General features: G+C 60.4%; 23 protein-coding genes and 1 tRNA gene. 10 read left to right on the forward strand and 14 right to left on the reverse strand.

Translation table 11 applies throughout. The features are described from left to right. Window positions 1-1137: 1137 nt before the first annotated feature. Window positions 1138-2232 (reverse strand): hypothetical protein, encoded by a 1095-nt coding sequence (locus ACNTAO_RS06310; RefSeq protein ID WP_435161117.1) that lies wholly within the window; start codon window positions 2230-2232, stop codon window positions 1138-1140. A gap of 254 nt (window positions 2233-2486) precedes the next feature. On the opposite strand from ACNTAO_RS06310, the gene ACNTAO_RS06315 reads away from it, so the two are divergent. Then, window positions 2487-3077: a tyrosine-type recombinase/integrase gene (locus tag ACNTAO_RS06315; RefSeq protein ID WP_435161118.1), complete on the forward strand. Its 591-nt coding sequence runs from the start codon at window positions 2487-2489 to the stop codon at window positions 3075-3077. A gap of 317 nt (window positions 3078-3394) precedes the next feature. Here the strand turns inward: ACNTAO_RS06315 and ACNTAO_RS06320 are convergent, their stop codons facing one another. From ACNTAO_RS06320 to ACNTAO_RS06355, 8 genes are all read right to left on the reverse strand, one after another. Then, window positions 3395-4393: a hypothetical protein gene (locus ACNTAO_RS06320; protein ID WP_435161119.1), complete on the reverse strand. Its 999-nt coding sequence runs from the start codon at window positions 4391-4393 to the stop codon at window positions 3395-3397. Then, window positions 4390-5064, reverse strand: a complete 675-nt coding sequence (locus ACNTAO_RS06325; RefSeq protein ID WP_435161120.1) for a hypothetical protein — start codon at window positions 5062-5064, stop codon at window positions 4390-4392. Before ACNTAO_RS06325 ends, ACNTAO_RS06320 begins: the two co-directional genes overlap by 4 nt. A gap of 25 nt (window positions 5065-5089) precedes the next feature. After that, window positions 5090-7210 (reverse strand): ATP-binding protein, encoded by a 2121-nt coding sequence (locus ACNTAO_RS06330; protein ID WP_435161121.1) that lies wholly within the window; start codon window positions 7208-7210, stop codon window positions 5090-5092. A 146-nt stretch (window positions 7211-7356) separates the two neighbouring features. Beyond that, a complete protein-coding gene (locus ACNTAO_RS06335) occupies window positions 7357-7659 on the reverse strand; it encodes a winged helix DNA-binding protein (RefSeq protein ID WP_435161122.1) in 303 nt (100 codons plus the stop codon). Continuing rightward, window positions 7656-9419, reverse strand: a complete 1764-nt coding sequence (locus tag ACNTAO_RS06340) for a DNA methyltransferase (protein WP_435161123.1) — start codon at window positions 9417-9419, stop codon at window positions 7656-7658. The genes ACNTAO_RS06335 and ACNTAO_RS06340 overlap by 4 nt, the downstream gene beginning before the upstream one ends. A gap of 228 nt (window positions 9420-9647) precedes the next feature. Next, entirely contained in the window at window positions 9648-9953 is a 306-nt protein-coding gene (locus ACNTAO_RS06345; RefSeq protein ID WP_435161124.1) for a hypothetical protein, read from the reverse strand. A gap of 711 nt (window positions 9954-10664) precedes the next feature. Next, window positions 10665-12788 (reverse strand): DUF7845 domain-containing protein, encoded by a 2124-nt coding sequence (locus ACNTAO_RS06350; protein ID WP_435161125.1) that lies wholly within the window; start codon window positions 12786-12788, stop codon window positions 10665-10667. Window positions 12789-13026: 238 nt separating this feature from the next. After that, window positions 13027-13098: transfer RNA gene (locus ACNTAO_RS06355), tRNA-Ala, on the reverse strand. 185 nt (window positions 13099-13283) lie between these two features. Between ACNTAO_RS06355 and ACNTAO_RS06360 the strand changes: the two genes are divergently transcribed. The 4 genes from ACNTAO_RS06360 to ACNTAO_RS06375 all read left to right on the forward strand — a co-directional run bounded on the left by ACNTAO_RS06360 (window position 13284) and on the right by ACNTAO_RS06375 (window position 16610). After that, window positions 13284-14033 carry a DUF120 domain-containing protein gene (locus ACNTAO_RS06360; protein ID WP_435161126.1) on the forward strand — a complete coding sequence of 250 codons (750 nt, stop codon included), beginning with the start codon at window positions 13284-13286 and terminating at the stop codon, window positions 14031-14033. Further along, on the forward strand, window positions 14033-14755 hold the full coding sequence (ribB, locus tag ACNTAO_RS06365) for a 3,4-dihydroxy-2-butanone-4-phosphate synthase (protein ID WP_435161127.1): 723 nt from the start codon (window positions 14033-14035) through the stop codon (window positions 14753-14755). Before ACNTAO_RS06360 ends, ribB begins: the two co-directional genes overlap by 1 nt. A gap of 74 nt (window positions 14756-14829) precedes the next feature. Continuing rightward, entirely contained in the window at window positions 14830-15765 is a 936-nt protein-coding gene (locus ACNTAO_RS06370; RefSeq protein WP_435161128.1) for a branched-chain amino acid transaminase, read from the forward strand. Window positions 15766-15974: 209 nt separating this feature from the next. After that, window positions 15975-16610 carry an SHOCT domain-containing protein gene (locus ACNTAO_RS06375; protein WP_435161129.1) on the forward strand — a complete coding sequence of 212 codons (636 nt, stop codon included), beginning with the start codon at window positions 15975-15977 and terminating at the stop codon, window positions 16608-16610. Between the two features lie 95 nt (window positions 16611-16705). Here ACNTAO_RS06375 and ACNTAO_RS06380 read toward each other — a convergent pair whose 3' ends face one another. After that, a complete protein-coding gene (locus ACNTAO_RS06380) occupies window positions 16706-17467 on the reverse strand; it encodes a thermonuclease family protein (protein ID WP_435161130.1) in 762 nt (253 codons plus the stop codon). A gap of 172 nt (window positions 17468-17639) precedes the next feature. Here ACNTAO_RS06380 and ACNTAO_RS06385 point away from each other — a divergent pair, with 172 nt between their 5' ends. Next, window positions 17640-17852, forward strand: coding sequence for a dodecin (locus tag ACNTAO_RS06385; RefSeq protein WP_435161131.1), 213 nt, complete (start codon window positions 17640-17642; stop codon window positions 17850-17852). A gap of 28 nt (window positions 17853-17880) precedes the next feature. On the opposite strand, the gene ACNTAO_RS06390 is transcribed toward ACNTAO_RS06385, so the two are convergent. Next, window positions 17881-18360: an RNA-binding protein gene (locus ACNTAO_RS06390; RefSeq protein ID WP_435161132.1), complete on the reverse strand. Its 480-nt coding sequence runs from the start codon at window positions 18358-18360 to the stop codon at window positions 17881-17883. A 194-nt stretch (window positions 18361-18554) separates the two neighbouring features. Here ACNTAO_RS06390 and ACNTAO_RS06395 point away from each other — a divergent pair, with 194 nt between their 5' ends. The 3 genes from ACNTAO_RS06395 (at window position 18555) to ACNTAO_RS06405 (ending at window position 20133) form a co-directional block, all read left to right on the forward strand. After that, window positions 18555-19133: a 2Fe-2S iron-sulfur cluster-binding protein gene (locus ACNTAO_RS06395; protein WP_435161133.1), complete on the forward strand. Its 579-nt coding sequence runs from the start codon at window positions 18555-18557 to the stop codon at window positions 19131-19133. 94 nt (window positions 19134-19227) lie between these two features. Further along, on the forward strand, window positions 19228-19692 hold the full coding sequence (locus tag ACNTAO_RS06400) for a hypothetical protein (RefSeq protein WP_435161134.1): 465 nt from the start codon (window positions 19228-19230) through the stop codon (window positions 19690-19692). A gap of 114 nt (window positions 19693-19806) precedes the next feature. After that, window positions 19807-20133 carry a NifU family protein gene (locus ACNTAO_RS06405; RefSeq protein WP_435161135.1) on the forward strand — a complete coding sequence of 109 codons (327 nt, stop codon included), beginning with the start codon at window positions 19807-19809 and terminating at the stop codon, window positions 20131-20133. Between the two features lie 63 nt (window positions 20134-20196). On the opposite strand, the gene ACNTAO_RS06410 is transcribed toward ACNTAO_RS06405, so the two are convergent. Further along, entirely contained in the window at window positions 20197-21651 is a 1455-nt protein-coding gene (locus ACNTAO_RS06410) for a ribonuclease FAU-1 family protein (protein WP_435161136.1), read from the reverse strand. Between the two features lie 147 nt (window positions 21652-21798). On the opposite strand from ACNTAO_RS06410, the gene ACNTAO_RS06415 reads away from it, so the two are divergent. Next, entirely contained in the window at window positions 21799-22923 is a 1125-nt protein-coding gene (locus ACNTAO_RS06415; protein WP_435161137.1) for a PrsW family intramembrane metalloprotease, read from the forward strand. Window positions 22924-22927: 4 nt separating this feature from the next. Here ACNTAO_RS06415 and ACNTAO_RS06420 read toward each other — a convergent pair whose 3' ends face one another. Next, window positions 22928-23908, reverse strand: a complete 981-nt coding sequence (locus ACNTAO_RS06420; protein ID WP_435161138.1) for an ROK family protein — start codon at window positions 23906-23908, stop codon at window positions 22928-22930. Window positions 23909-23972: 64 nt separating this feature from the next. Next, window positions 23973-24626, reverse strand: a complete 654-nt coding sequence (locus ACNTAO_RS06425) for a PDDEXK family nuclease (RefSeq protein ID WP_435161139.1) — start codon at window positions 24624-24626, stop codon at window positions 23973-23975. Between the last annotated feature and the right edge of the window lie 108 nt (window positions 24627-24734).

The raw sequence follows: 24734 nt of genomic DNA on the forward strand, positions 1-24734 counted from the left end.
AGCCAACTTACCGACAGTGGTCTTGTTTACCAATTCATATCGAGCACAGCTGAAGTTCGAATCGTGCGGCCGAGGCCGCCACGAGGAGAAAGGTGATCCGGATTACAGCCACGTTAGCTCCCAGACCTTCGCCGGCGGTTAGCCCGGCGGTTGCTCGTGGAGGAGAAGATGAATCCCCGGTGGTAATATAGGTCGGGGGGATTCCTTCCAAGCTATCGAACCGTACCTCAACTCCCCCACCCCCTCCGTCGTCGACGACGCCTCCGAGTCCGCCGGGCTTCACGGGTAACGCCCTGAGAGGATTGATTGGGGACCCCAGAAGACGCTTCAACAGAATTGGTCGGGAGTTCGAATATGACCCTGAACAGCCCCGGAAGATACCGAGAGGAATTCGCTTCCCACATCAAGGGCACGAGCAGGAGTTCTTTTGATTATCCGAATTCGGCAGGTCTGGTCCGAGTGAAGCAGTGAATTCGAGCGATATTATACTCAGCAACTGCCGACCAATGAGGAGGAGAGGGAGAAGTGGGGTGTCACCGGGATACCGCCGGTATGCGCCCCTGCCCGAAACGGCCCGGAGAATTGGCCAGGAGTCCCGGAGGACATCCGAGGGCTCTCGTGTTAAGGATCGGACGTGGCACGCGCCTCTAGAGTCAGAGGATAGGGAGTACCCGTAATATCCGAATTCAGCATTTTTGATGGGACTCAAACGCCGAAATCGCCCGATACTTCGGTTAGCTACCACCGGCCATGTTAGGGACAGTAGAACATCTCTGGTGGGCGGGGTCGGAGGCATCCGGTTCTCGGAGGGCCCAGAAATCCCCGGGGAGTTGGTCGGGATCCCACGGGGCTACTACCGGGAAACATCTCGGGAAAGACTGGGGAACAGTTGAATCCCCAGATCCGGGGAGAGGGGAGACATCCGTAATACTCGAATTCGACAGTTTTGATGGAACTGAAATGCCGAAATCGGTCACTCTGCTTGTTAGCTGTCCCCGTCTTCGGTAGGAGATTGTACAACGTCTCCGAGGGACCGCGCTAGCTGGACCCGTTCTCGTAGTCACTGGTGACCTGGTACTCGTCTTCGCCCTGTGTAACGGCCTCTATGCTCAGGTGCGAAGATTTGGTGAACAATAATTATATATCACTTGTGAGGAGAGAAATTGGATGACCACTGAGTATGTTATTGCCACCCTGTGATTTTGTCAACTGATCATCTAACCGAACAAAATGCCAGCCAATCTCATTAATACCCGGAAGCCGGATATCCTGTATCTCGTTAATAATAACAAATTGGCCTGGACCCCCTTTGGCTGAACTCTTGTTTGTTGAATGTGGGTATACCCAAATATCCTTTCCCGGTAGTTCGCTGGACGAGCAAAGACCCCTATGTCCACCTCTTTCGTCAGGAAGGATATCATATCTATCTACATATAAGAAGCATTTGCGTATAACCTCAGTCCAGTTCTTTTCATTAAATCCCAAGCCACTTTTTTTCCCATAGTCTACTCTATATGCGCGGGTATGTCTGTCCTCAACTGGCTGATTATGATTAGATGATTCAGCAGAAGACTTCCACTGAATAAAATACCCATCTTGAATAGTGAATGAGTAATCAGCGGCTTCTGATTCACTGTAGCTAACGGTACCATCAAAGTCTCCAAATTTTGACGACCAACGTAGGTCGCGACAATTGAGTTCAATCGAATCTGAAACGGAAAATTCGAATAATATCGTTGAGTCCTCAACAGTTACATTCAGAATTTCATAGGGCTGTGAATCGAATGATTCCAGCGAAGTTAGCAGGTTTGGATTGCTCTCCTCAATGAACCTCTCAGCAATCGAGTTAGCAAGTTCTGACCGTCTGACTGTGTTATGAAAGTCGTCCCTGTCTGTGAAAAATCCGTTTACCACATTGTTGATTTGGTTGGTCTGATCAAAGAGGGATTCACCGCTCAAGTAACGTTCATAGATGCGTTTGTTTTCCGCTGACAAGTCTAATGACATGTCCCCGTTGTTGGAGAAATCAGCACCAGAACCACCTGTATAGATGTCTCCACGTTCATCGAGATCGCGGAGCATTCCCCACGAGATAGAACTCCCGTCAGTTAGTCCAAGCTCATTAAACAGTCTATCAGATTTTGGGGTCGTATGATATGTAATAACACCATCTTCGACTCGAGCACGGATGTAATAACCAGACCCGTCTTGATATTTATTAAGTACTGGCATGATGGTGGTTGATTTTGAACTACAACATGAGACATGATTAATTTACGGGCCACGATGCCAGTGGTGTTACAACAACTAAACAGATCTCTGAATTGGAACGCATCCTCACTACAATCAGCAGAATCAAGCTAGGAGTTACGTCCGACTCTTGGGGAGAAGCCGGACGCATCTAGCTTCTATCAGCCCAGAATAGCCTCGAATTGGGGGACAGACCTCGTCTTTATGTCCGGTTATCAAGATAACCGGACGCTACGATGAATCTGCGGGACCACCAAGAAGACGAGGCAGGCAAGAAAGTGTGGCTTAGCCAGGCGGAGGTACAGCAGCTGATCAATATCGCGAGCGACACCGAACACCGAGTCGCCTTCGAGCTCGGGGCGCGTTGCGGCCTGCGGTCCGCAGAGATCATCGATGTCGCTCCGCAGGACGTCGCTAGCACAGATGCGGGTCCGATGCTCCGGGTACCAGACGGGAAAGGCGGAAAATACCGTGAAACGCCCATGCCGGCGAATCTCGCAACCACTATCCAGACTATTGGCGACGTTCGCGACGCACCCTCCGATGATTCAGTCTTATCGATACAGTCGACGCGGTCACTGCGCCGCTGGGTAAAAAACGTCGGTGAACAGATGGTCGAAGAGACTGGCGACCAAGGCTGGGTGTACCTCTCGACGCACGACCTACGTCGAACATGGGCGACATCACTCGCCGAGAAAGAGGTAGACCCGCTTTTGGTGCTTGATTGGGGTGGGTGGGAGGATTTAGAGACATTCCTCGACCATTACAAGGGTACGTATAGCCCAGCAGCGCAGCGTCGCGCTCGTGAGAAAGTGAGTTGGCTCTAAATGGCAGAATGTAGTATCAAGCCTCAGTCGTCGTGGGAGGAGGGTTAACGACTTCCCAAGCGGATCGGACTAGTTGTACCCGTTTTAGTAGTCAGTAGTAACCTGATACCCATCTTCGTCTTGTGTAACGACCCACATACTCGGGTGTGCGAAGAGTTGGAGGGCGGACCGGACCTCTTTGGTAGTCGGGATGTCGTCGGAGCCTTCCATGCCCGCGACAGTCCACCGGACGTCCTCGACCGTTTCCGTGGGTTCATCAGCGCGCTCAGGGGTCGAATAACCGCGAGGAGGAGATTACATAACGATATAAATATTTATTAGATTATATTCACAGAGTTGTATTTTTCAGGATGACGTTTGGTATTATACCATCCTCGACGTCTCCCCCGTTCTAAGATTCCGAGCTCGACCATCCGGCTAATAGCACCACCAGCGTTGGATCGCACGCTGTTGTCAGAGGGGTCGTCTCCCACGGCAGACGAGTCTTCTAGGAAATCACGGAACTTGTCTAGATGGTTGGTGTAGGATTCCTCTCCCTCCTCTAGGATCTTGTAGACGTGCTTCATGAACTGATATTCCTCATCCAGATCGTTTCGGATGGTAGCAACTATGAATGCCTGCTCCTCCTCACTCAGAGTTGGAGCGTCCGGGCCGTTCCTCAGCAGCGGGTTGTCCATCTGAACGAATTTGGACCCCGTCGAAGTCAATTGGATCTTCCAATCCGCTCCATCCTCCTGGAAAGCGACGTACCCGAGATCATGGCCAAAGCCAGCGGGTTGCCCCTTCTGGGTTTGGACTTTTCCGACATAGTGGTCCAGATACCGTTTCATCGACTGATCTTTATCCTTTGGAAACCCAGTCGATTTTCGGTTCTGCTTCTTGATATCGTTGCGCTCTTCCCAGTCAACGATTGCTTCGCGGATTGGCCAGATCTCCTCACCGATATACTTTCTCGCTTCATTTAGCGAGACTGCACCACCAGCATCGGCACTCAGCCCGGCGAGCTTGTAGAGCGCACATTTCAGCGGGAAGAATCGATAATACTGCGAAAACAGGAGGATTTCGTCTCGCTGATCGTCGAATGGCGCTCCGGTGGGAACTTTATTTGGTGGATTGTATTTCCAGTGTCTGGCTCCAGATTTCTCGGTTTTCGTAGATTGATTGGACTGTTTTGTGTCTCCCTGGGAACGTTCGATGGCCAGTTGATTCTGTGCGGCGACCCGTAGAAACTGCTCTACTGAATCGTATTTTCCCTCTTGTACGAGCTGTTGTACCTCCTCGTACGCGGCTGGTTCAAGCTCTGCAAATAGTCTCATTCGTACCCATCTAATGCAGTCTGTATCTTTTCACTGGACGGTGGTCCACTCACACCTCTGAGCAGGTAGATGTGCTCAATATTCTCGACGGAGGGGTTGCTCATTTCTTCATAGGCCCGTTCCACCGCAGCCTCTATAGTCAGTTCAAACGGGTCCTCGTCGTTCCAGGCCGCACGAACTTCGGCCTTGGTCATCCCTTCGTCAGAGTCTCGCAACGTTTCGTCGTATACCTCTCGGGCCTGTTCTGGGTTCGCACGCTGCGCCAACTCAGTCATCATCGATAGGTTGTGATTCTCCTCGTAGTTCTTGTCTGGAAACATCTCGTAAAACCGACGATAGAGGTACTCGTTACGGTTGTGTTCACTCGTAAACGGAAGTAGCGGGTTCAAAGTGCTGAACGTCCGCTCCTCCGACTCCTTTACCTCTTCTTTGTAGAGTTTCCCCATCGCCCATGCCCGTTCCAGCTCGTCGTCTTCATGCTCTTCGTATGCTTCGAAGAGGTCTTTGATCAATTCATTATACTCGTCGATAAGCGTACTCAGCTGATCATGTTCGGCTTCCGTGAGAGTCCGCTCACCGCCCTTGCTGAGCGTTACGAGCCGCCCAACACGCGTCTCCTTGATCTCGATAGAGTAGTCTCCTTCTTTGATCTTCGAATGTAGATCGGGCATACAGGCGATTTGTGCCCCGCTGCTATTAAGACTCATATTCAAGATCGAACTGGTCTGCGATAGACGATTCCATGAGGGCGAGCTTTTCTGCCCTGTCCTTCATCATCTCTTCCAGCACTTCCGCAGCACGGTCACCGTCGACCGTTATTTCGCCGAGGAGCTCATGTATTGCGTCGATGTTGCGGTGGAGGATGACTTCCTCAACCCCCCACTCTGTCCCGAGGCGCTTCTGGATCCTGTCTCGACGATCCTCGTCGTCTTTGATTCGGGTGGCGGCGACCCACTCACGCCGGTTGATGTTGATTGTCAGGTCGATCCCCCCTTCGCCGTGTTCGGTAGCCACGGCCTTCCAGCTCTCGTCTTCACCAGGGTAGAATGTGGTGTCGCGAACAATAGACATCCGCGTGGGCTCATCTCCACCACCGTTCTCGCTGTTATCGGTCTTTTGCGACTTCGGTTTGACGTCGCCAACGTAGAACGTGACTCGAGAGCTGTCAAGCTTCTCAGGGTCTTCTCCGTCGAGTTCCAGAACCTCTGGTTGGGCGCGAATACTCGCGCGGAATGAGTAGATACCCTCCTCTGTGGGTCGGAATTTACTGATTGGGATGGTTCGGTGCTTGTTCTCTGGCACCTCGATGACGCGCGACGGGAGCGACTGGTTCAGGCCCAGGTCGTTTGCTCCGACCTGAATGTCATATACCTCAAACCGTTCGTTCTCGGCGTCTTTGGGGTTCTCGATCTGAACAGCCAGAGGAACCTCCTCCCCGACGTCGAACTCGCGCTTCCCGACCTGGCACTTGATGAGGTTCTTGCTCGGCGGAGACGGGGGCGTGTCATCACCAGGCCCCTCATCTTCATCCCCACCGAGTTCGGTGATCTGACCGTCTTCGACTTGGTAGTCGTCGAAGTCCTCATACTCGGCCAGCAGGTCGTTGATGGACGACGTAATGTCTGACGCGAGCTCTTGGCGTTCTTCGGTCGTCCGGCCCTTCTTAAAGTACTCTTGATGGAGCTCGTTCAAGATGGGTTTGATCCCGCTGTCAGTCTCGTTACCGCGGAACGACGTATGAGAGTTGTTTTCGAGATCGGGACACAGGCCGCTCGCGTCGCACCAACCGATCATCTCGGGCGGGCTCTTGATTGAAGGGATGTTCTGAGGTTTGTACGCCTTGACCGTCATGAAAGGGTGGTCAAGGTACTTGTTACCTTTCAGCATCGCCACACCCTCCCATGGGACCTCCTCGTCATCGTCCAGCACATCCGTCCGCATAACGTAGAGGTCGCGAACTTGGTACGTGCCGCCTTCGGCGGAGAACTCCGGCAGCTTTTCTTTGTAGATGAGCTGCCCTTCCTCAAGGTATTCGTCGAGGCGAGGCGGGTCCGGGATGTGGCGCTCCCCATCAATATAGTACTCGACAGTCACATCGTCCCTGAGCAGAAGGAACGTGAAGCTGTGCAGAAGCACCTTCTCGACTTCCTCCCAGTCGCTCAGGAGCTCCATGTCGTGGTCCAAGACGCCTGCAACGTGGATGTACGTTCCCTGGAGCTCGTCAGAGAGCTTCGGGTTGGTGGGCTCTGTCGGCTCACTGTACTCCCCGACGTTTGTGACCGTTGAAGAGTAGTGCTCGCCATCGTGGCGGGTCTCGACGTAGGTTTTCCCCTCGCCGCACATGGAGACCACGTAGAACCCGCGTCCGTAAGCGCCTGCGCCCTCGCCTGCCTCTTTGTCCTCGTCGGGGGTGTCAATACCCAAGAGGTTGTCCTCTAGTGTCTCCTTGCTCATGCCCCCCGCGTTGTCTTCGTATGTGAACGTCTTCCGGGTGGTGTCCACACGAATTTGGATTTCTAGTTCCGCGTCCTCGTCGAGGAAGCCCTCAGTCTTATTTCGACCGAAGGCATCACCACCGTTCTGAAGTGCCTCCCGGATCGACCCTTTCCAAGGCTCGTCGTAGTCCTCACGGATCCGCTTCAGCGTGTTCCCGCGCTTGATAGGGACCTTCTCTGTTATTTTGTCGTCGTCGGCAAAGTCAGGAGTATCGTCGACACTGCTGCCGTTTTCTTCGGGCGGTTCCTGGTCAGAGACGTCGATCGGTACCTCGTCGTCAGTCGAAGCTTCGTCATCAGACCGCTCATCGTTAGTGCTCATTTCTTAATCTACCTCATTATAGTGTGCCCTACGAATACTTATGGTACACACACAAGCAGAGACAATAGAAATTTATAAATGTTCGGGTATTAGTGGATATCCGGACTACAGCCTGTAAGACTGCTAATATAGAGAGAATTGTGCCGTCAGTTTAGGGCTTCTTCGACTTGACGCGTATGGGCAAGCACAAGTTCACGGTGTGTGTCGAGCAACTCTGCGCCCTTCGTGGTCAGCATATAGCAATTCGAGCGTCCGTCTATCGGTTTTTTTTCTACATAGTCCAGGTCGTTGAGTCGTTCTAGAGCCTGGTACACGCTTTGATATGCAATATTTGTGTCGTGCCAACGCTCGTACTCTTCCTGTAGGGCGGATACATCCGGCTCATACTTATCGGCGATGAAACACAGTAACTCTAGCTGCAGTCCGCCGATGTTAGATTCGTTCATCATCGTGGTTTCTGTAGGATGACGACCCATTCACGTTCAATAACTCCGTTGCCATGGTCTCTCCCATAGAACAGGTCACGGTTGGTGATCTTGTCCCAGGCCATCCCAGCGAGTCGGTATCCGGCGTCTGTTGGGATGTCTTTGTTCTGGCTATTGAACTTTCCGAGATTTTGAGCAATATCCGCCACGAATTTGTGGCTTTGTATCCGACGACCACTGATAGTGTTCTCGCCAATAATAAAGAAAAAATACGCACCTGGCTTCAGGTGCTGATAGACACTTGTCAGCGTTTCTAACATGTCCTCAGCAAAGAATTTCCACGTGATATAGGCACGACTTTTCGCTTCGGTCAAATCGCCGTTGTGTATGTTCAGTATGTGGTCGTCCAGCTCGGGGAGAGACGTTTCTTCGTATTCATCCCAGGTCCCGTCCCACTGGTCGTTCATCATGAACGGGAGTTCTTTTTCGATGTCGCTGATGGTAGCCGAGTTTGTCCCGATGAACGATCGACGGAGGGTTTCAGCGTCCACATCTGTAGTATCCTCTAGGAGATCATGGATCCAGAACAAGCGGAGTTTCGTCCCCCTGTAATAGTTTATAGCATTAATGTACGGAGGAGATGTGATGGCCATATCCACACCCTCAACGTAATCAGGAAATTCGAATTCGCGGGCGTCTCCTAACTGAATGTTCGAGGTGGCCTTGTGCGACTGGTTTTCCTCTAGGGGGAGCCAGTTATCCGAGAAGCTATGAAGAGTCGACTGGGTCGTCCCTTTGATATTTACCGTTTGACTTGCGCCACCTGGAACGTTCGTACGGTAGACCTCATTCCATAGGTCGATAAGTTTCGCAACCGAACGATCGAGGTGTTCCTTGTATCGCTCAATAGCATTCGGTGGGTGTTCCCCGTTATCGATGCGCTTCCGCATCTTCTTCGATTTGTGCGCCTTCGAGACTTCCGGATCCGCGTTTGAAACATCAAAGACCGTGTTGGCTATCAGAAGAATAAGCCATTTCGGGACAGCCGTTTCAAGGAGTTTGTCAGTATCCAGATCGGCCACCACTTTCCGTTCACGTGGCTCAATCCCGGCCATCAGGTTCACTTCGTCCTCTAAAAATTCGGTTACAACCTTCCGAATTGTCGTCAGCCCTTCGATTGTTGAATCCTCGAACCAGTGAGACTTCTTCGTTTGGTCCAAGAAATCGACATCGTACTCCTCATAGTATGTTTCCTCAGTCGATTCTAATCGTTGAAAAATCTCATCTTTGGTGTTTCGAAGGACAGTGTATGGAATTGGGGTAGTAGCGACGTCGCTGACCAGTTTTGATACTGGATTTATCTCTACGCCGAGGAAGTCGCGCCCTGCTATCTTTGCCTCCACACCTGTTGTACCACTCCCACAGAATGGGTCGAGAATGACGGGCCAGTTCCCATCCTCGTTCTGTTCTGATGAGAAGGTGTTAATCAGATACCGTGGGATGTGGGGAATAAAAATTGCAGGATGCTTATGAATGCCATGGGTCAGGGGAGCTGTATCCGACCATGAAATCTTGTCCGCCAGTTGGCGGAAGTTCATCTCTGGATACTCGTTCAACTCTTGAGTCGAATTTGTATCTGAGAGCAGATATTGTGGAGGCACGCCGGACTCACCCATCGCGGGATTGTCTTCAAACCGAAAGTCAATATCTGCATTATTTCTATTGGGGTTTTCTTCCGCCCTCGACTGTGGAGAAATATCTTGTGTAGATTCGCCGGAACCCATCTTACCTGTCTCCTTTACCCGAGTTTATTATAAAAGTGGCTACTGGCCAAATCGGGGTGCTGCGAACTATTGCCTCTAGATAATAGGTAAATATTGTGTTCATTTGTTTCTAAACTCACTAATATCGATTCAGTGCTTTACCGAAGTCTGTTTTGTTTTGGTTCTGTATACTTTTCTTTTGACATCCATATTACATAAACCAGATTGTCCATGTGGCAATTTTTCCATCTAAATACTATTTTCAGCGGCGGCTCGAGCATCTTCCCTGTTCCATTCGATATCCGGCTGCCCAGAGTCATCAAAATACATACTTCCAACATATCCTGGTTCGACACTTTCTGTATTAAATCGTGAGATGAGATCTGTAATATGACCATGAGCTTGTATTTCCATTTCAGTCATGCCTCGCAGGCCGCTCGGGGCGGCATTATCCGCATATGTGAGAATCTTACCCTGTCTCGTCTCTTTAATTTCTAATCGGATTTCACCTTGTAAGCACTCATCGCATCCACCACCGGCCTCTAGGTTAGTCATTAACATGTTATTATCCATGTGGCCAATAACTTAGTTCTTACCCAGATGGCCAAAAACCTCTCGCTTCATAGACAATAATAATATGAGTCGGGTTGGGTCACAAGATGTGCCTCGGCCCCCCGAACCGCCACTGCCGGAAGAAGTTCTTGACCAGATGGTCGAAAATCGTTGCTACGTTGTTGCCGATCTCGTGGTTGAATTTGAAGAGGAATATAGTCCGGCACGCGGAACTATACGAAACCGGCTAGAATCCCTTGTTGAAGAGGGCTACGTAGAACGACGAAAACATGCCAATAGCCGAGTGACCTATCGACGTGTGTGAGCGAGCAAAGTCCCTTGTAATAGGTAGGGTAGGTAGTCTCAAACTCGAGAATGTTTTACCAGCTCAGGGGACGCTATTTAACGGTAAACCATACTCCGATATTTGATTCCGCTTCGCTAACAAGGCGCGCCGAGTCAGGCGCGCCGACCCCCTGTGTTTCTGCTGGAATCTGCCGAGCGAAGCGAGGCAGTAGTTTCTCCCAGTGGCTCCTTAGCCACACACGTAACTGAGAGTTGGGTACCCCACCTCGAAGTTACAGGTGTGGGAGAAACGGTGCGGGCGATCAAGGATCAGATCATCAACGAAACACTCGTGAACTCCTTGCGAAAGCAGCAAAATGGGCCGCTAATCACTCGGATCGATAGTGATGCCTCTCACGAGTCCCCCCGCTAGCCGGGGGTTCCTAACGCGTCCGCAAAGTGGCGGGGCTCGTATACACGGCCGTCGACGAGAGTGATCTTCGGCGCGAACTCGAACGCGAACTGCCGAAGCTTCTCGTCCGTTACCTTCGACCACTGGCTCGCTCCACTCCGGAGAAGCCGACGCGCCTCAGCGAGGGAATCGGGCTGGAAACCGACATTGAGTTTGTCGGGATCCGCCCCTTCTGTCCGACTGATTTCTCCGCCGTACCTGTCGAGCCACCGGCTCCACGGGTCGTCGTCGCCGCCGTGAGCCTCTGCTCTAGTGAGCCCATCAAGCGCGTTTTCAAGACCGGACTTGATGCTGTTCGACACCGAATCTATGTAGCCCGTCAGTTCTTGTGCGATGTATTTCGACCCGATTTGAACCTCTCCGTAGGTATGATCCACAAGCGGCGAGAGACGCTTGAGAGCGCGATAGACGGTGTCGAGATGAACACCGATGGATTGGGCCAACTCCTTCGGCGACGTCTCTCCACCATCCGTGAGCAGCGTCTCGACCAGCTCCGTGTCCGTCTCATTCATCTGTGTCGCCGTCCCGAAGATCTGGTCGTCTTGTTTGGTCTCGATTCGCGGTAGGCTGTCGGGAAGGATCTTCCGCCACCGACGAGAGCCGGTCACCTCGAAGTAATCGTCCGCAACGAACATCTGGCCGTCCGGGCGAGTGGGAATGCTCGACCAGTTGAGAACGTTCAACAGCGCCTCGTCGAGCTCGGTGATGAGCGTGTCGAGGTCACTCCAGTACACAGTGCCGTCGTGGATCGAGTGCTGAAAGGAGATCCCAATCTTTGGGTTTTCGAGCGCTGTCCCCTCGACGGCGTCGGGGTTGCGCATGTGGTAGTGTTTGAACTCCTTAGCCAGTTCATGCCTCCCGACTAATTCGCCGGCACGGCGAGAATCGATAGTCGCAGTGTGATAGTGACCGGGACACTCCCGGTCGTCACGAACCGACTTCGTGTACCCTTCGCGGTCGCCGGCGAGCAACGGAGAGATCTCGTGAAGCGTCCCATCGTACGCGATGACCTCACCGGTCTCTCCTAAGAGCACTCTGACGTACAGCTCTGCGTCGACGATATTCGAAGAGCTATGGAGCCGATCCTCATCGAAATCGGCCGGGTGGATGGGTGTCGGACTGTTGAATCGGAATCCCTGACGCGTCGCGAGCGCATCGAGCGACTGCCGGAGCACCGTTGGGTACTGTTCGAAATCCCAGTATGAGCCCTCGACCTGTACGTTATACCCCTCTAAACCGGTGCTAGACATCTCCTTGTTACCCTCCTTCGTCTCCATGTCCGGCCACCGAGGGGATATACAGAAGTAGGCGCGCTTCCGTGCCTCTGATTTGGCGTCGGCATACGAATCGTATCCTTTCGGGAATACATAGATTCTATACTCCTTCACCTCTTCAAGCTCAAAATTATCAGTTTTTCTAGGAGCGAAACCAGAGTCTTTGAACGCAAAAGCTACGTTCCAGTCGCTGCCGTCGATTTCGGTCGTCGTTCTGAGCCACCCGTGCTGCTCGAAGTCGTGCTCTCCCTGGAGGGAGCGCAGGCCGAAGTACGATCGGAGCGGATTATCGAGGTGCTCACAGTCCCATTTAAGATAGGCGTGGGACTCGTGGGGCTGCGGGTTGATGAACGTACGGGCGAAGTGTTCGTCGTCAGAACCGGCCGCCTCGGTGGCCTCGTCAGTGTCGGTCGCATCCGAGTTGCCCTGTTCTTCGAGACGCTTCTCGGCACGCTGGTGCGCCTCACACGTCTTGAGATGGTGGGCCGAGTCATCGTCTCGGGTGTGCGTCTCGCGACAGTAACGACACTGTGAGACTGCTTCAGTGTCGCACCTGCCCTCGTGCCTCACCGCGAGACGGTGTTGTTTGAATTTACACCGACAGAACCGACATCTGGCGATATATCGGGGGTTAACGGTTCTTCGCCGTGACTCCGTGGATGTGGTTGAGTTGGGTGCCGTATCCGCATCTGCCCGGAGTGCGTCCGCTTCCGTCTGCTCGACCGATGTTTCGATAGAGTCCGTCTGGTCGTCAGTAACCGCCTCGGCCTCGTCGAGCTGCTTGAAGAAGTGGTCCGAGTCGGTCACTGCGACCACCCGTCTCTGTCGCAGCTGGCGCGCGGGACCAAGGATCGGCTCGCGCGACACCCAATTTTATCTGGTACGTTCCTTCTGTAAACCACCGTACTGTACGCCGCCGGAGAATGATCCTTCGTGAACTCACTCTCAGACGGTGATTCTTTCGCAGATGAGAAATCCGAGTATTGGCTACTGAACGTCGAAGGCTCTTCTACACGGCAGAACTCTACATGAAGAGGAACCGCTATGGACTCGCGGGGATTTGAACCCCGGGCCTCTTCCTTGCGAAGGAAGCGATCTGCCGCTGATCTACGAGCCCGCATCTTACGTCAATCCCCGTCCGTATTTGTACCTTACTTTTCGAAGACCGTCCCTCACCGCGACCGACGGAGGTATGTGTCTCACACCGCGTATACTGCGTGTACACTCCTCACAGAGTATCACGATCGTGAGATACATTCCACATTCGGTATCCTTTTCGGTGCCGAGCGCATGTGGATACGTATGACCGAATCGACGGCGGCGGGTACCGATCCGGCGGCGATGACGGCGCTCAAACACGTCGCACTGGCGGGTGGGCTCTCCGAGACGAAGGTGTCGTGTGCGGCCCTCGGTGACCGGCTGGGCGCGTCGACACAGACCGCCTCCCGACGCCTCCAGACGCTCGAGTCGGCCGGCTTCCTCGAACGTGAGGTCGTCGGCGATGGCCAGTGGGTCCGCCTGACCGATGCGGGCGAGGCCGCACTCCGCGGCGAGTACGCCGACTACCGGCGTCTCTTCGAGACCGACGTGGAGCTGGTGCTCTCCGGAACCGTCACCGGGGGGATGGGCGAGGGCCGCCACTACATCACGCTCCCGGGGTACGCCGAGCAGTTCGCCACGCGGCTGGGCTATGAGCCGTTCCCAGGCACGCTCAACGTCGAACTCGACGAAGAGAGCGTCCGCCGCCGAGGGGAGATGACGGGCATCGACGCCGTGCCGATCGACGCCTGGGAGGACGAGGACCGAACCTACGGCGCGGCCGCCTGCTACGCGGTCACGCTCGTCGCCGACGACGAGGCGTACGACGCGGCTCACGCGATCGTTCCCGACCGAACCCACCACGACGAGGACAAACTGGAACTGATCGCGCCCGACGAGCTCCGGGCGTCACTCGATCTCGCCGACGACGATCCGGTCGAAGTGCGCGTCGAGGCCGCCGCGCGCGCCGACGGTCCGGTCGATGCGAGCGAGCCCGCCGGCGAGGTGGCGTGATGCGGGCCGGAGCCGACGCCGACGAGGCCGATGACGACGAGGTCGATGGCGACGACCCGGCGGCCCAGGTCGAGCGAGCGCTGAGCGCGTTCGACGCCGGACGCCCGGTCTGCGTCCACGACTTCGCGGACCGAGAGGGGGAGACGGACCTGATCTATCCGGCGGACGCGGTCGACCCGACGGCGGTGGCACACCTCCGGAACGACGCGGGAGGGCTCGTCTGTGTCGCGGTCGACGACGTCGTCGCAGACGCCTTCGGGCTCCCGTTCCTCGCCGACGCACTGGACCACCCGGCCGTCGACGACGACCCGGCGTACGACGACCGCTCGTCGTTCTCGCTGCCGGTCAACCACCGCGAGACGTTCACCGGGATCACCGACGCCGACCGCGCGCTGACGATCACGGAACTCGCGAGTGCGGCAGCGACCGTCGCGTCGGCGCCCACGGCGTACGGCCCCGACGACTTCGCGGCGACGTTCCGCGCACCCGGTCACGTCCACGTCCTCCGCGGTGCGTCGGGCGGGATCGCCGACCGCGTCGGCCACACCGAACTCGGGCTCGCGCTGGCGGCCGAGACGGAGTCGGCCCCTGCTGCCGTGGTGTGTGAGATGCTCGACGACGAGACGGGTGAGGCGCTCGCACCCGACGACGCCGCGGCGTACGCCACGCGCCACGACATCCCCTACGTCGAGGGGGCCGCGCTTGTCGACGCGCTTCGATGATCTGACTGCTGTGTGGGGCGATCGGCCGCCGACAGACTCACGGTTTTAAGCCCGGACGTCTCTTCGATCGAGGTATGAGCTTCGACGAGATGGACGTCGACACGATCTGGAAGAACGGGGAGTTTCTCGACTGGGAGGACGCGACCACGCACGTCCTCACACACGCACTCCACTACGGGACGGGTGTCTTCGAGGGGCTACGAAGCTACGAGACCGAGCAGGGACCGGCGATATTCCGGCTCGACGAGCACCTCGACCGGCTCTTCGACTCGGCGAAGATGTACGACATGGACGTGGGATTCTCGCGGGCGGAGATCACCGACGCGACGCTCGAACTGCTCGAGCGTCAAGACCTCACCTCCTGTTACATCCGACCGATCGCGTACTACGGGTACGATTCACTCGGCGTCTCCCCGGGAGACTGCCCGACGGACCTCGTGCTCGCCGCCTGGCCGTGGGGAACGTACCTCGGCGAGGAGGCACTCGAGGAGGGCGTCGACGTGATGGTCTCTTCGTGGCGAAAACACGCCTCTTCGCAGGTCCCGACGAACGTCAAGACCACCGGCCTCTACGTCAACTCCATGCTCGCCGGCGAGGAGGCACGGCGGAACGGCTACGTCGAGGCGATCGTGTTGAACAAGGAGGGGAACGTCGCCGAGGGTCCCGGCGAGAACATCTTCATGGTGAACGACGGAGAGCTGTACACGACCGGGCCGGCCCAGTCGATCCTCGAAGGGATCACCCGCGACACGGTGATCACGCTGGCCGAAGAGCACGGCTACACCGTCCACGACGAGGCCGCCATCTCTCGGGGACAGCTGTACACCGCAGACGAGCTCTTTTTCACCGGGTCTGCCGCCGAGGTGACGCCCATCCGCTCTGTCGACGACACCCCGATCGGCGACGGGAGTCGCGGACCCGTGACCGCAGCCCTCCAAGAGGCGTTCTTCGACGTCATCGAGCGACGGGTCGACGACCACGACGAGTGGTTCACCTACCTAAAGCGGTAGCCGAGTCGTCACCGCGCGTCCGGTGACGCCGTCTGCACGCCGGACCCGACCGCCAACCGAGCGCGTCCCGCACCCACACATATATGCGTGTGCGTAACGTACAATACTGTTATGACACGCGGTCGCGCTCGTCGTCAGCGGGGTCGACTCGAACAGCTCGTTCGTCGGCGCACGATCGAGCCTCCGTCCATCAAAGAGCGTATCGACCGATGACCGGCGAGACGGCCCACGACGACTCCGCTCGACGGTGGGTCTCGGACGTGCTCTGGCCGGCCGGCGTCGGAGTCGGCGTGACAGTACTCGCGAGCCTCGTGCCGTTCGTCGGACTGCTCGCCCCCGCGATAGGCGGCGGCGTGGCCGGTCGCCTTGGGACGGCCGCCGAGCGAACCGGACCACGGGTCGGTGCGATCACCGGCGGACTGGTCGTGCTGTTGTCGCTGCCGGTGACGATCGTGGCAGCGACCGTCGCGGCAACCGTCTCCCCGGTTGCGACGGCCGGCGTGCTCGGTGCGACGGTTGTCGGGGCGGCCTACGTCGTCGGGAGCGGTGCGCTCGGCGGGTACCTCGCCGACGAGTTCGTCTCGCAGTCGACCGAAGCGACGTCGACCGAGACGACGTCGGCCGATGCCGGCGTCAACGCGGCCGACGCGCCACGCGTGGAGCCACCCGTCGAGCGGCTCAAGCGGCGGTACGTCGACGGCGAGATCGGCGACGCCGAGTTCGAGCGTCGGCTGGAGCACCTGGTCGCGGCCGACGCGTCGGTCGGACAGACGAAGGATACGGCCGACCGTCGTGGGGCGCGACTCGACCGCCACGAGGAGACGGCGACCGTGCGGGAGCGCTGAGCGGACGCGATCCGTTCGGGGTTGCGTGGCCGGCGTCGGCTGTCGCCATGGCCGTAGACGGCGCGCTGTCGACGAGACGCGCTGGCGATGACGACTCACCCGACGGTGCGCCGACACGACCAGAGTCCGGCGCTCGCGGCGCGTGCCTCCGTCTCCGCGGCGTAAAACGCCTCGGTACGCTCGAACGTCGAGTCGTAGACCCGCGCGTGTCCCGCCGCAACGAGTCGGCGGTTGAGGCTCGCTCCGTCGACGACGACGTACGCCAACAGTCGGTCGTAGTCGCCTCGAGTCGGGGCGAGCGCGTCGAACCGGAGCGTGACCGTCTCGTCTTCGACCGCGCGCTCGACGAACGCGGTCGCGGCCGCGCCGGATTCGGCCAGACACTGGCGGCCGGCCGCGTCGTCTGCGACGCCCTCGAACTCGGCCGGATACGTCTCTCCACGCGTCTCTGGCGCGTCGACGCCAAGCAGTCGAACGGTGTCGAACGACCCGTCGGTGAACCGTACGTCGACCGTATCACCGTCGACGACGTCGACGACGGTCGCCTGCCGGTCCGCGGGCGCCGTCGTGTCCGAGGCGGTCGGGATGGAGCCGTCGACGTCGCCGAGGCCGACGCCGAGTGCCCCAGCGCCGCCGGCGAAGAGCAGCGCCCAGCAGACGACGCCGTACCCGAAGCCGACGACGGCGGTCGACACGGGCGCGTCGTGACTGATGCCCGGGAGTCCGCCGAGCCCGTCCGCGGCCCCTCGCCAGTTCGTGCCGACGACGAGCGCGACGACCACCGGAAAGAACGCGACGACCATTCCGACGACGAGCGCCACCGCGGCCCCCTTCGCCAGCAGACGCCCGAGTCCCATACCGTACAGTGTAGGCGTGAACGTACAAATACTCCGGTCCGACGGCTCGGCGGTATCCCGCGCGCCGTCGGACCGACGCGTCGGCACCCGCGACTCCCGAATCTATATGATCGGTGGGCTCCATTCGAGACGTGTCCAGCAGTCGACACCCGAACGCTGGACGTGACACCCAATGACGTTCAAGAAGATCACGCTGATCGGAACGAGCAACGAGAGCTTCGACGCCGCCGCAGACGCGGCGATCGATCGCGCCGAAGCCACCTTAGAGAACGTGTACTGGGCGGAAGTCGACGAGCTCGGCGTCGAACTCACCGACGGGGCCCGCGAGTATCAGGCCGAGGTGACGGTCGCGTTCGAACTCGAGGGGTCGACAGAAACGGAGTGAGAGCGCCGAGCGAGCGCTACGGGACCGCTCACGCCGTGAACTGGTACAGCTCGTCGCCGACGTGGTGGATAGACGAGACCACTTTGCCACTGTTGCCGACCATCGCGTCGCCGTCGGTGAGCGCACGGCCGACGGCGAGCGCCTTTCCGTGGGTTTCCTCTGCGACGACGACGAGGTCGCCCTCGGCGATGCCGGCGTCGGCCTCGACGATGCCCGGGCGCATCACGTCCGCCCCGTCGGAGACGAACGAGATCGCCCCCGCGTCGACGGTGACGACGCCGGCGCTCGGCGCCAGTGCGTTCGCGCCACGAACCGTGAGAAACGGCTCCGCTTCGACGTAGAACACGAGTGGCCGACCGTCGACGAGGACGAGGTCGACGGCCGTGTCTTCGAGTTCGACGAGTTCGAACGCGTCGCCGTCGACGTCGACGTCGAGCCCGTCGGCGACCGCCTCCTGGATCGCCGCGACCTCGTCGCTCCGGAGGTGGTGACGAGATTTCACCTGCATGTCGACTCGATCGAGCGGGCGAGCGATAAAGGGACCGCTCTGGGCGAGACGGGCACGGTCGCGGTCTCGGGCGGGATCCTCGCGGTACGGTCTCGGGTGTGATCGCCGACGGCCGACTCGGGGCCGCCTCGTCGGGTTCTCGGATGGTTGGCCCGATCAAAACGGTATTAAACCACCTCTTCATACCGGTGTGTATGTTTAGCCCACTGCCGATCGCGCTCGCAGCGATCGCGACGCTGACGGTCGTGCTCGTCAGCACGCTCAAAGGGACGGGGTGGGAGCCCACCGGTGACATCTCCGACGAGATCCTCGAACGCCGCGCGAAGTCGCTGCCAGAGACCGACTTCCCCGAGCCCGGTAACCGGGCGCTCGGCGGTGGCGGCGGTGGCGGAGCGATCCCCGCCGGCGGCGAGGGCGGCGAGGGCGAACTCGAGGAGGGTGGTGCCGTGAGCGCCGGACCGGCCGACATCCCCGAAGACGAGATCGAGTACTTCGACGTCGAGTTCGCCAAACAAGGCGAGACGATCGAACTCGCGAACAACCAGACGATCCTCGACCAGGGCGAAGACCACGGCTGGGACCTGCCGTACGCCTGTAGACAGGGACAGTGCGTCTCGTGTGCCGGCCGCGTCGCCGACGGCCCGTCCGAAGACTACCTCGAACACGACAACCAACAGATGCTCGAAGACGCCGAGTTGGACGACGGCTACACCCTCACCTGTGTCGCTTACCCGCGGGACTCGTTCACCATCGAGACCGGCGAGGCGCCCTGACGCGCCACGACACCCTTTTTCATCGTTCGCCCGAACATCGCTTGTGTCACTCCCCACCGTTTTACCCGTGTTTCCGGTATCAGTAATCGACCCTGTGCTCTTGACGATGGGCTCGGCGGGGACGCTCGCGGTCGGGGCGGTCGCACTCGTCGTCGTCGCCGGACTCGTCTACCGGGACGCCGACCGAATCGGCGTCGACGCCGGCTCGCCGGTGCTGTGGGCCGGGCTGGTCGCGGGGACCACCGGAGCGGGCGTGGCGACCGCGCTCGTCGTTCCCGACGCACCGTTCCCGGGAGTGTTAGTGATCGTCGCGTTGGGTCCGCTGTTGTACGTCTTAGAGCGCGAGGATTCGGTTCACGGCGGAACGCCGGCGGACCCGACCCAGCTCCCGAGTGCGGCGAGTTCGGACGCTGTGAGAGACGACGACCGAGGGAGCGAGCGCCACGACCGAGACGCGGACCGCGAACGCGACGCTGAGGACCCTGGACACGGCGGAACGGGTGACGGAGACACCGGCGTATGCGACGACGTGACGACACGCGGTGGCACAGAGCGCTGACGCTCGGTGTGCCCACCGTGATCGTCACCCAACATCGGTGATATACTTCGTTTCGGCGCTGTGAACGGGTGCCAAACCGCAACCTTCCAAAGGGCCGGGCGCGAACGGGCGTGCATGACAGACGAGAGCCTCGTGGAACGGATCGAGATGTGGATGACCGGGCAGATGCCGATCATCCAGATGCACGGCGGAACGAGCGTCGTGCGCGAGGCCAACCCCGACACGGGTGAGGTCGTCGTCGAGCTCGGGGGCGGCTGCTCCGGCTGTGGCGTCTCGAACATCACCGCGGAGAACATCCGTCGTGACCTGATCATGGACTTCGAGGAGGTCACCGACGTGACGGTCCGGGTCCCCTCGTCGGGCGACCAGGGCGCCTCCACCGTCGAGGGCGGTCGCGGCGGAGACCTCAAGTACGAGACCGACGCCGCGAGCCACTTCTAGCCGTCGCGACCGGCGGGTCTCGTCGCCCGCGGCGACTCGCCGAACACGCACACGTACGGGGACTCACAGGGCGTTTTCGAGCGCCGCGGCGACCGACCGCGCACGGTCTGCGAGTGCCGGGGGGGTGTCGCCCGCGTCGACCGACGCGTCGAGTTCTGCGTCGTCGACCCGCTCGACGCGTCCGTCCGGGTGTTTGATCACGTCGACGTGGAGGTCGACGTACCGCGCCGCCTTCGGGAACACCTCGACCGGCGTACAGACGTTGACGTACGTTCCTCGGACCGTCCCGTCTGCGCCTCGGTAGGTGGTCGGGTACCACCACCGGCCCTCTGCGAGCTTCGTGACGGCGACGTCGCCCGTCCTGCGCGGGGTGTCGAGCCCGTCGTAGCGGCCGCCCGGGCTCATCTCGCGCTCGACGGTCACGGTCCGGTCGTCTATCGCCGTTACGGTCCCCTCGCCGAGGGTGATGCGTCGTCCGTCGGGCTTGCCGTGTTCGATCCGGAGGGCGTCCCCGACCGTCGGCCCAAAGCCCGCACGAACCGCCGCGAACGGGAACGCCGCGTCGCCGTCCGGGTCACACACCGCCTCGGCGAAGTCGACGCCAGTGGACGCGGACGCGGTCCCGGCTTTGATCCGGTGGTGGCCGGGCATCGTCGTCGTTACCCGACGACGAACCTCGTCGAGGGCGAATCGAGACTCCCTACCGAACCAGATCCACGCACCGGTGTGTGGTCTGGCGAGCGCTCCCTCCCGGGCTGTCGCCCCGTCGTCGCGCACGCCGGTGACCGCGCCCGGATCGGCCGCCGACGACGCGTCGTCGATCGCCGCCGTGAGCCGCGCTGCCTCGTCGGTCGCCCGGTCGACCGCGTGCTCGAGCGCCTCCGCGTCCGCCTCGAGGGCCGCCGGCGCCCACACCGCACGCCAGCCGCTCGGCGGTTCGATCCCGAGCAGGTCGAGCATACCGGCCAGCTCGCGTGCCGCCTCGTCGTCGCGGGCGTCCACCCGCGTTCCCGCGCCGGGCTCGAGGGTCACGAGTCCGGCGTCGACGCGAACCCCGGTCCCGAGGGTCGGTCGGTTCTCGGCCCACGGCGGAACGGACGTGCGGACCTGCGCGCAGACGACGTCGCCCGTCTCGACGCGCGGGCCGACGTTTCGATACGGGAGAAATCCCTCGTGATCGGTCGTGCCGCCGAGCGCGACGACGGCACCGCGTTCGCCGGTCGCCGTGACCTCGGCGTCGAACACCGCGCCGGCCGGGGTTGGGTCCGTCCACGCCATCGCGTCGGCAGCGACCTCGGTGAAGCGGTCACGCGTCGCGGTCACCGCCGCCTCGGGTCCCCGCACGCCGACGCCCTGTCGGTCGTCCGTCGTCTCGACGGTGAGGTCCGGTGGCCCGGCCGGAAAGTCGGCGTCGAACCGGCGTCGTATCGGCGGTGACGCGTCGACGACGGTGTGGTCGGCGTCGAGCAACAGACGGGTGAGTGCGGTGGCGTAGATGCCGCGAACCCTGGCGTTCACCTCGGCTCACCTCGCACGCGATCGGGCGTCGACTGGTCTCGGTCGGGCTGTCGCATACCGGTCGTTCGACGCCCGGCTGCTTGGACCCTCCGGCATCGACGCGGCCGCTGGGGACTGCTTAAGTCCGATGCCGGCCAACGTGACGGTATGGGTTCGCGATCCGATCCCGTCGAACGCGCGGCCGACGACGGCCACGACCTCTACGACGTCGCCACCTGGGAGCAGCGAACTCGGCTCGACGGGGTCGCCGTCGCGCTCCACTGGATCCTGACGCGGTCGGTGAAGGCGATCGTCGTCCTCCTTGCGGCCGCGATCCTCCTCGGCATCCTCGCGTCGGTCGGCGTCGGCCTGCTCTTCGACCCGGCCGTGGCCGCGCTCGTCTCGCTGTCTGCGATCCCGGCGTTCGGTCTCGCCGCGTACGTGTACGTCTCCGACGTGACCGACGGAGAGCCACTCTCGCTGCTCGTCGTGACGTTCTTGTTGTCTGTGTTGACTGCCACGTTCGCGGCGGTGTTCAACAGCGCGACGCGCCCGTTCTTCGCTCCGCTCGGATTCGTCGGATCGGTGTTGTTCTTTTTTATTGTCGTCGGGCCGGTCGAGGAGTCGGTGAAGCTGCTCGCGGTTCGGCTGTACGCCTACGTCGACGACCGCTTCGACGCGGTGATCGACGGCGCGGTGTACGGAGCGATAGCCGGGCTCGGCTTCGCCGTCATCGAGAACCTGTTGTACATCGCACAGACCGTCGAACTCGCCGAGCTCAGCTTCGGGCTCGCCGCGCTGGGTGCCGGCGACGGGATCACCGCCCTTCGGGCGCTCGCCGGTCCCGGCCACGTCGTCTACTCGGCGTTCGCCGGCTACTACCTCGGACTGGCGAAGTTCAACCCCGGCCAGCGGGGTCCGATCGTGATCAAAGGCGTCGTGATCGCCGCGGCGATCCACGGACTGTACAACACGCTGGTCGGCCCGGCGACGGCGGTGCTCGGGGCGGCCCTCGGACTCGCACGGCTCCCTGCGCTGTTCGTCTTCGTCGTCGCGTTCCAGGGGGCGTTCGGGCTCCTCCTGGTCCGAAAACTGCGTCGGTACCGCGACGCGTACCGGACGACGCGCGAGACCACCGACCGACGCGTGGAGACGACGCCGTCGGGCGTCAGCCAGGACATCGAAGCGTGGACGTTCGACGCCGTCCAGCCGCCGGCCGAGCGAGCAGGCGACGACGCAGACGACGCCCGCACCGCGGCCCCAGACGATGCGGACGCGGACGACGCACGGTGAGCACTCACGGTGGGCTGTCGACGCGCGTCCGGTCACCGGTTCCGCGCGTGAGCGCGCTCGCGAGCGCTCCCTCGACGACGACCTCGTCGCCGAGTTCGGTGAGTCGAATCTCGGGGACGTTGATGAACACCATGTCGGCGAGCTTCTCGCGAACCGGGTCGAGGACGCGCGCCGGGTTGTTGAGTGCGACCGCGCCGCCGACACTCACGACGAGTGGCGCGTACGCGTGGATCACACTAGCGATCCCCATCGCGTTCCAGTGGGCGAGTTGGGTGACGACGTGGTCGGCGAACGCGTCGGTGTCGGCCGCCGCGAAGACGTCTGCGGCAGTGAACGCGGGGTCGTCGATCGGGAGGCTCGTCTCGACCGGGTCCTCGGCGTGGAGCGCCCGGGCGTACGTCGGAATGTTGTTGCCAGAGCAGTACGCCTCCCAGTGGCCGTCGAGGCCACAGCCGCACGTCATGAAGCCGCTCGGGTCGATCGTCATGTGGCCGACCTCGCCGGCGTTCCCGTCCCACCCAGAGAGCACCTCCCCGTCGACGGCGACCCCGGCACCGATGCCCGAGGAGATGGTGAGGTACACCATGTCGTCGGGGTTCCGTTCGGCGTGGAACCGCTCGCCGATGACCCCGGCGTTGGTGTCGTTGTGGAGGTACACGTCTTCGGTCTCGAGCAGCTGTGAGACCGGACCGACGAGCGGAATGCGCTCGACCGAGTCCGGGAGGTTCGCCGGGCCGTCGACGACGCCGGCGGCGAGGTCGAGCGGCCCGATCGACCCGATTCCGGCGGCGACGACGGCGTGCGGTTCGATTCCTGCCGCACGACAGGCCGTCCGGACGACCTCGAGCACCGCCTCGGTCACGGCGATGCCGGTCGGCCCGCGAGGCGTCTCGCGCGTGTCCGCCCCGAGCACGCTCGCCGTCTCGTCGCCGACGACCGCCCGGACGTTCGTGGCGCCGAGGTCGACGCCCACGTAGTACGCCATCAGTGGTACCAGGCGGTCGCCGACACTTAACCGGGACGGTTCGGTCGAGCCGCCGGGCCTGCGCTCACGGCGGCTCGACGAACCGTGGCTCCCCGGGTGGCCGGCCGTAGTCGACGATCCAGTAGCGGCCGTCGTAGCGCCCGACGTTCTCGGGTTTGAGCTCGTCGAAGTGGAACGCGTCGTCGTGGGCGGCGAGCGCCCGTCGGATCCGGGACATCGCCACCTCCCGATCTGCCGGCGGGGGTGGAACCGTCGCGCGGGGCATCACGAGCCAGTCGCCGTCGTCGTCGGCCGCGCACACGGGGAGAAACGGGTGACTCCCGATTGCTTCCCACAGCGCCCGTTCGCGGCGGTTCTGTGGCTTCCCGGCACCCATTTCGGCGTCGGGGCCGTACCGCGCAAGCTTGGCGACGTGCGGCTCGTCACTCCCGACCGTATCGGCCGGGAGCTCGACGGCGACGCGCCCGGTTCCTACGCCGACCCGTCGCGCACCGTATTGCTCGGTCGCCCGCTCGAGCACCTGCGCTTCGCCGGGTGCGAGCTCGTGGAAGTACGTCCGGGCCTCGCCGGCGGGCCACGACCACGTTCGCCCGGCGTACTCCCACGTCGTCTCGTCGACGTCGAGCGCCGCGAGCGCGACACGGCGGGCCGTCTGGAGCCGTCTCGCGGTCTCCGACAGTCGCTCGGCCAACGACGACGGGATCGGCGGTGCGGCCATCTCCGGCGAGTACCCGACGGAGCGGTATGAGCGTGTCGTCCGTCGGGTGTCCGTCTTCGGGGTGCCGACTGCACGGTTGGCGGCTGATCACCCGGCGAAACCGACTTC

It is taken from the genome of Halorubrum zhoui, assembly GCF_051194155.1.
In the GTDB taxonomy this organism is placed as follows: domain Archaea; phylum Halobacteriota; class Halobacteria; order Halobacteriales; family Haloferacaceae; genus Halorubrum.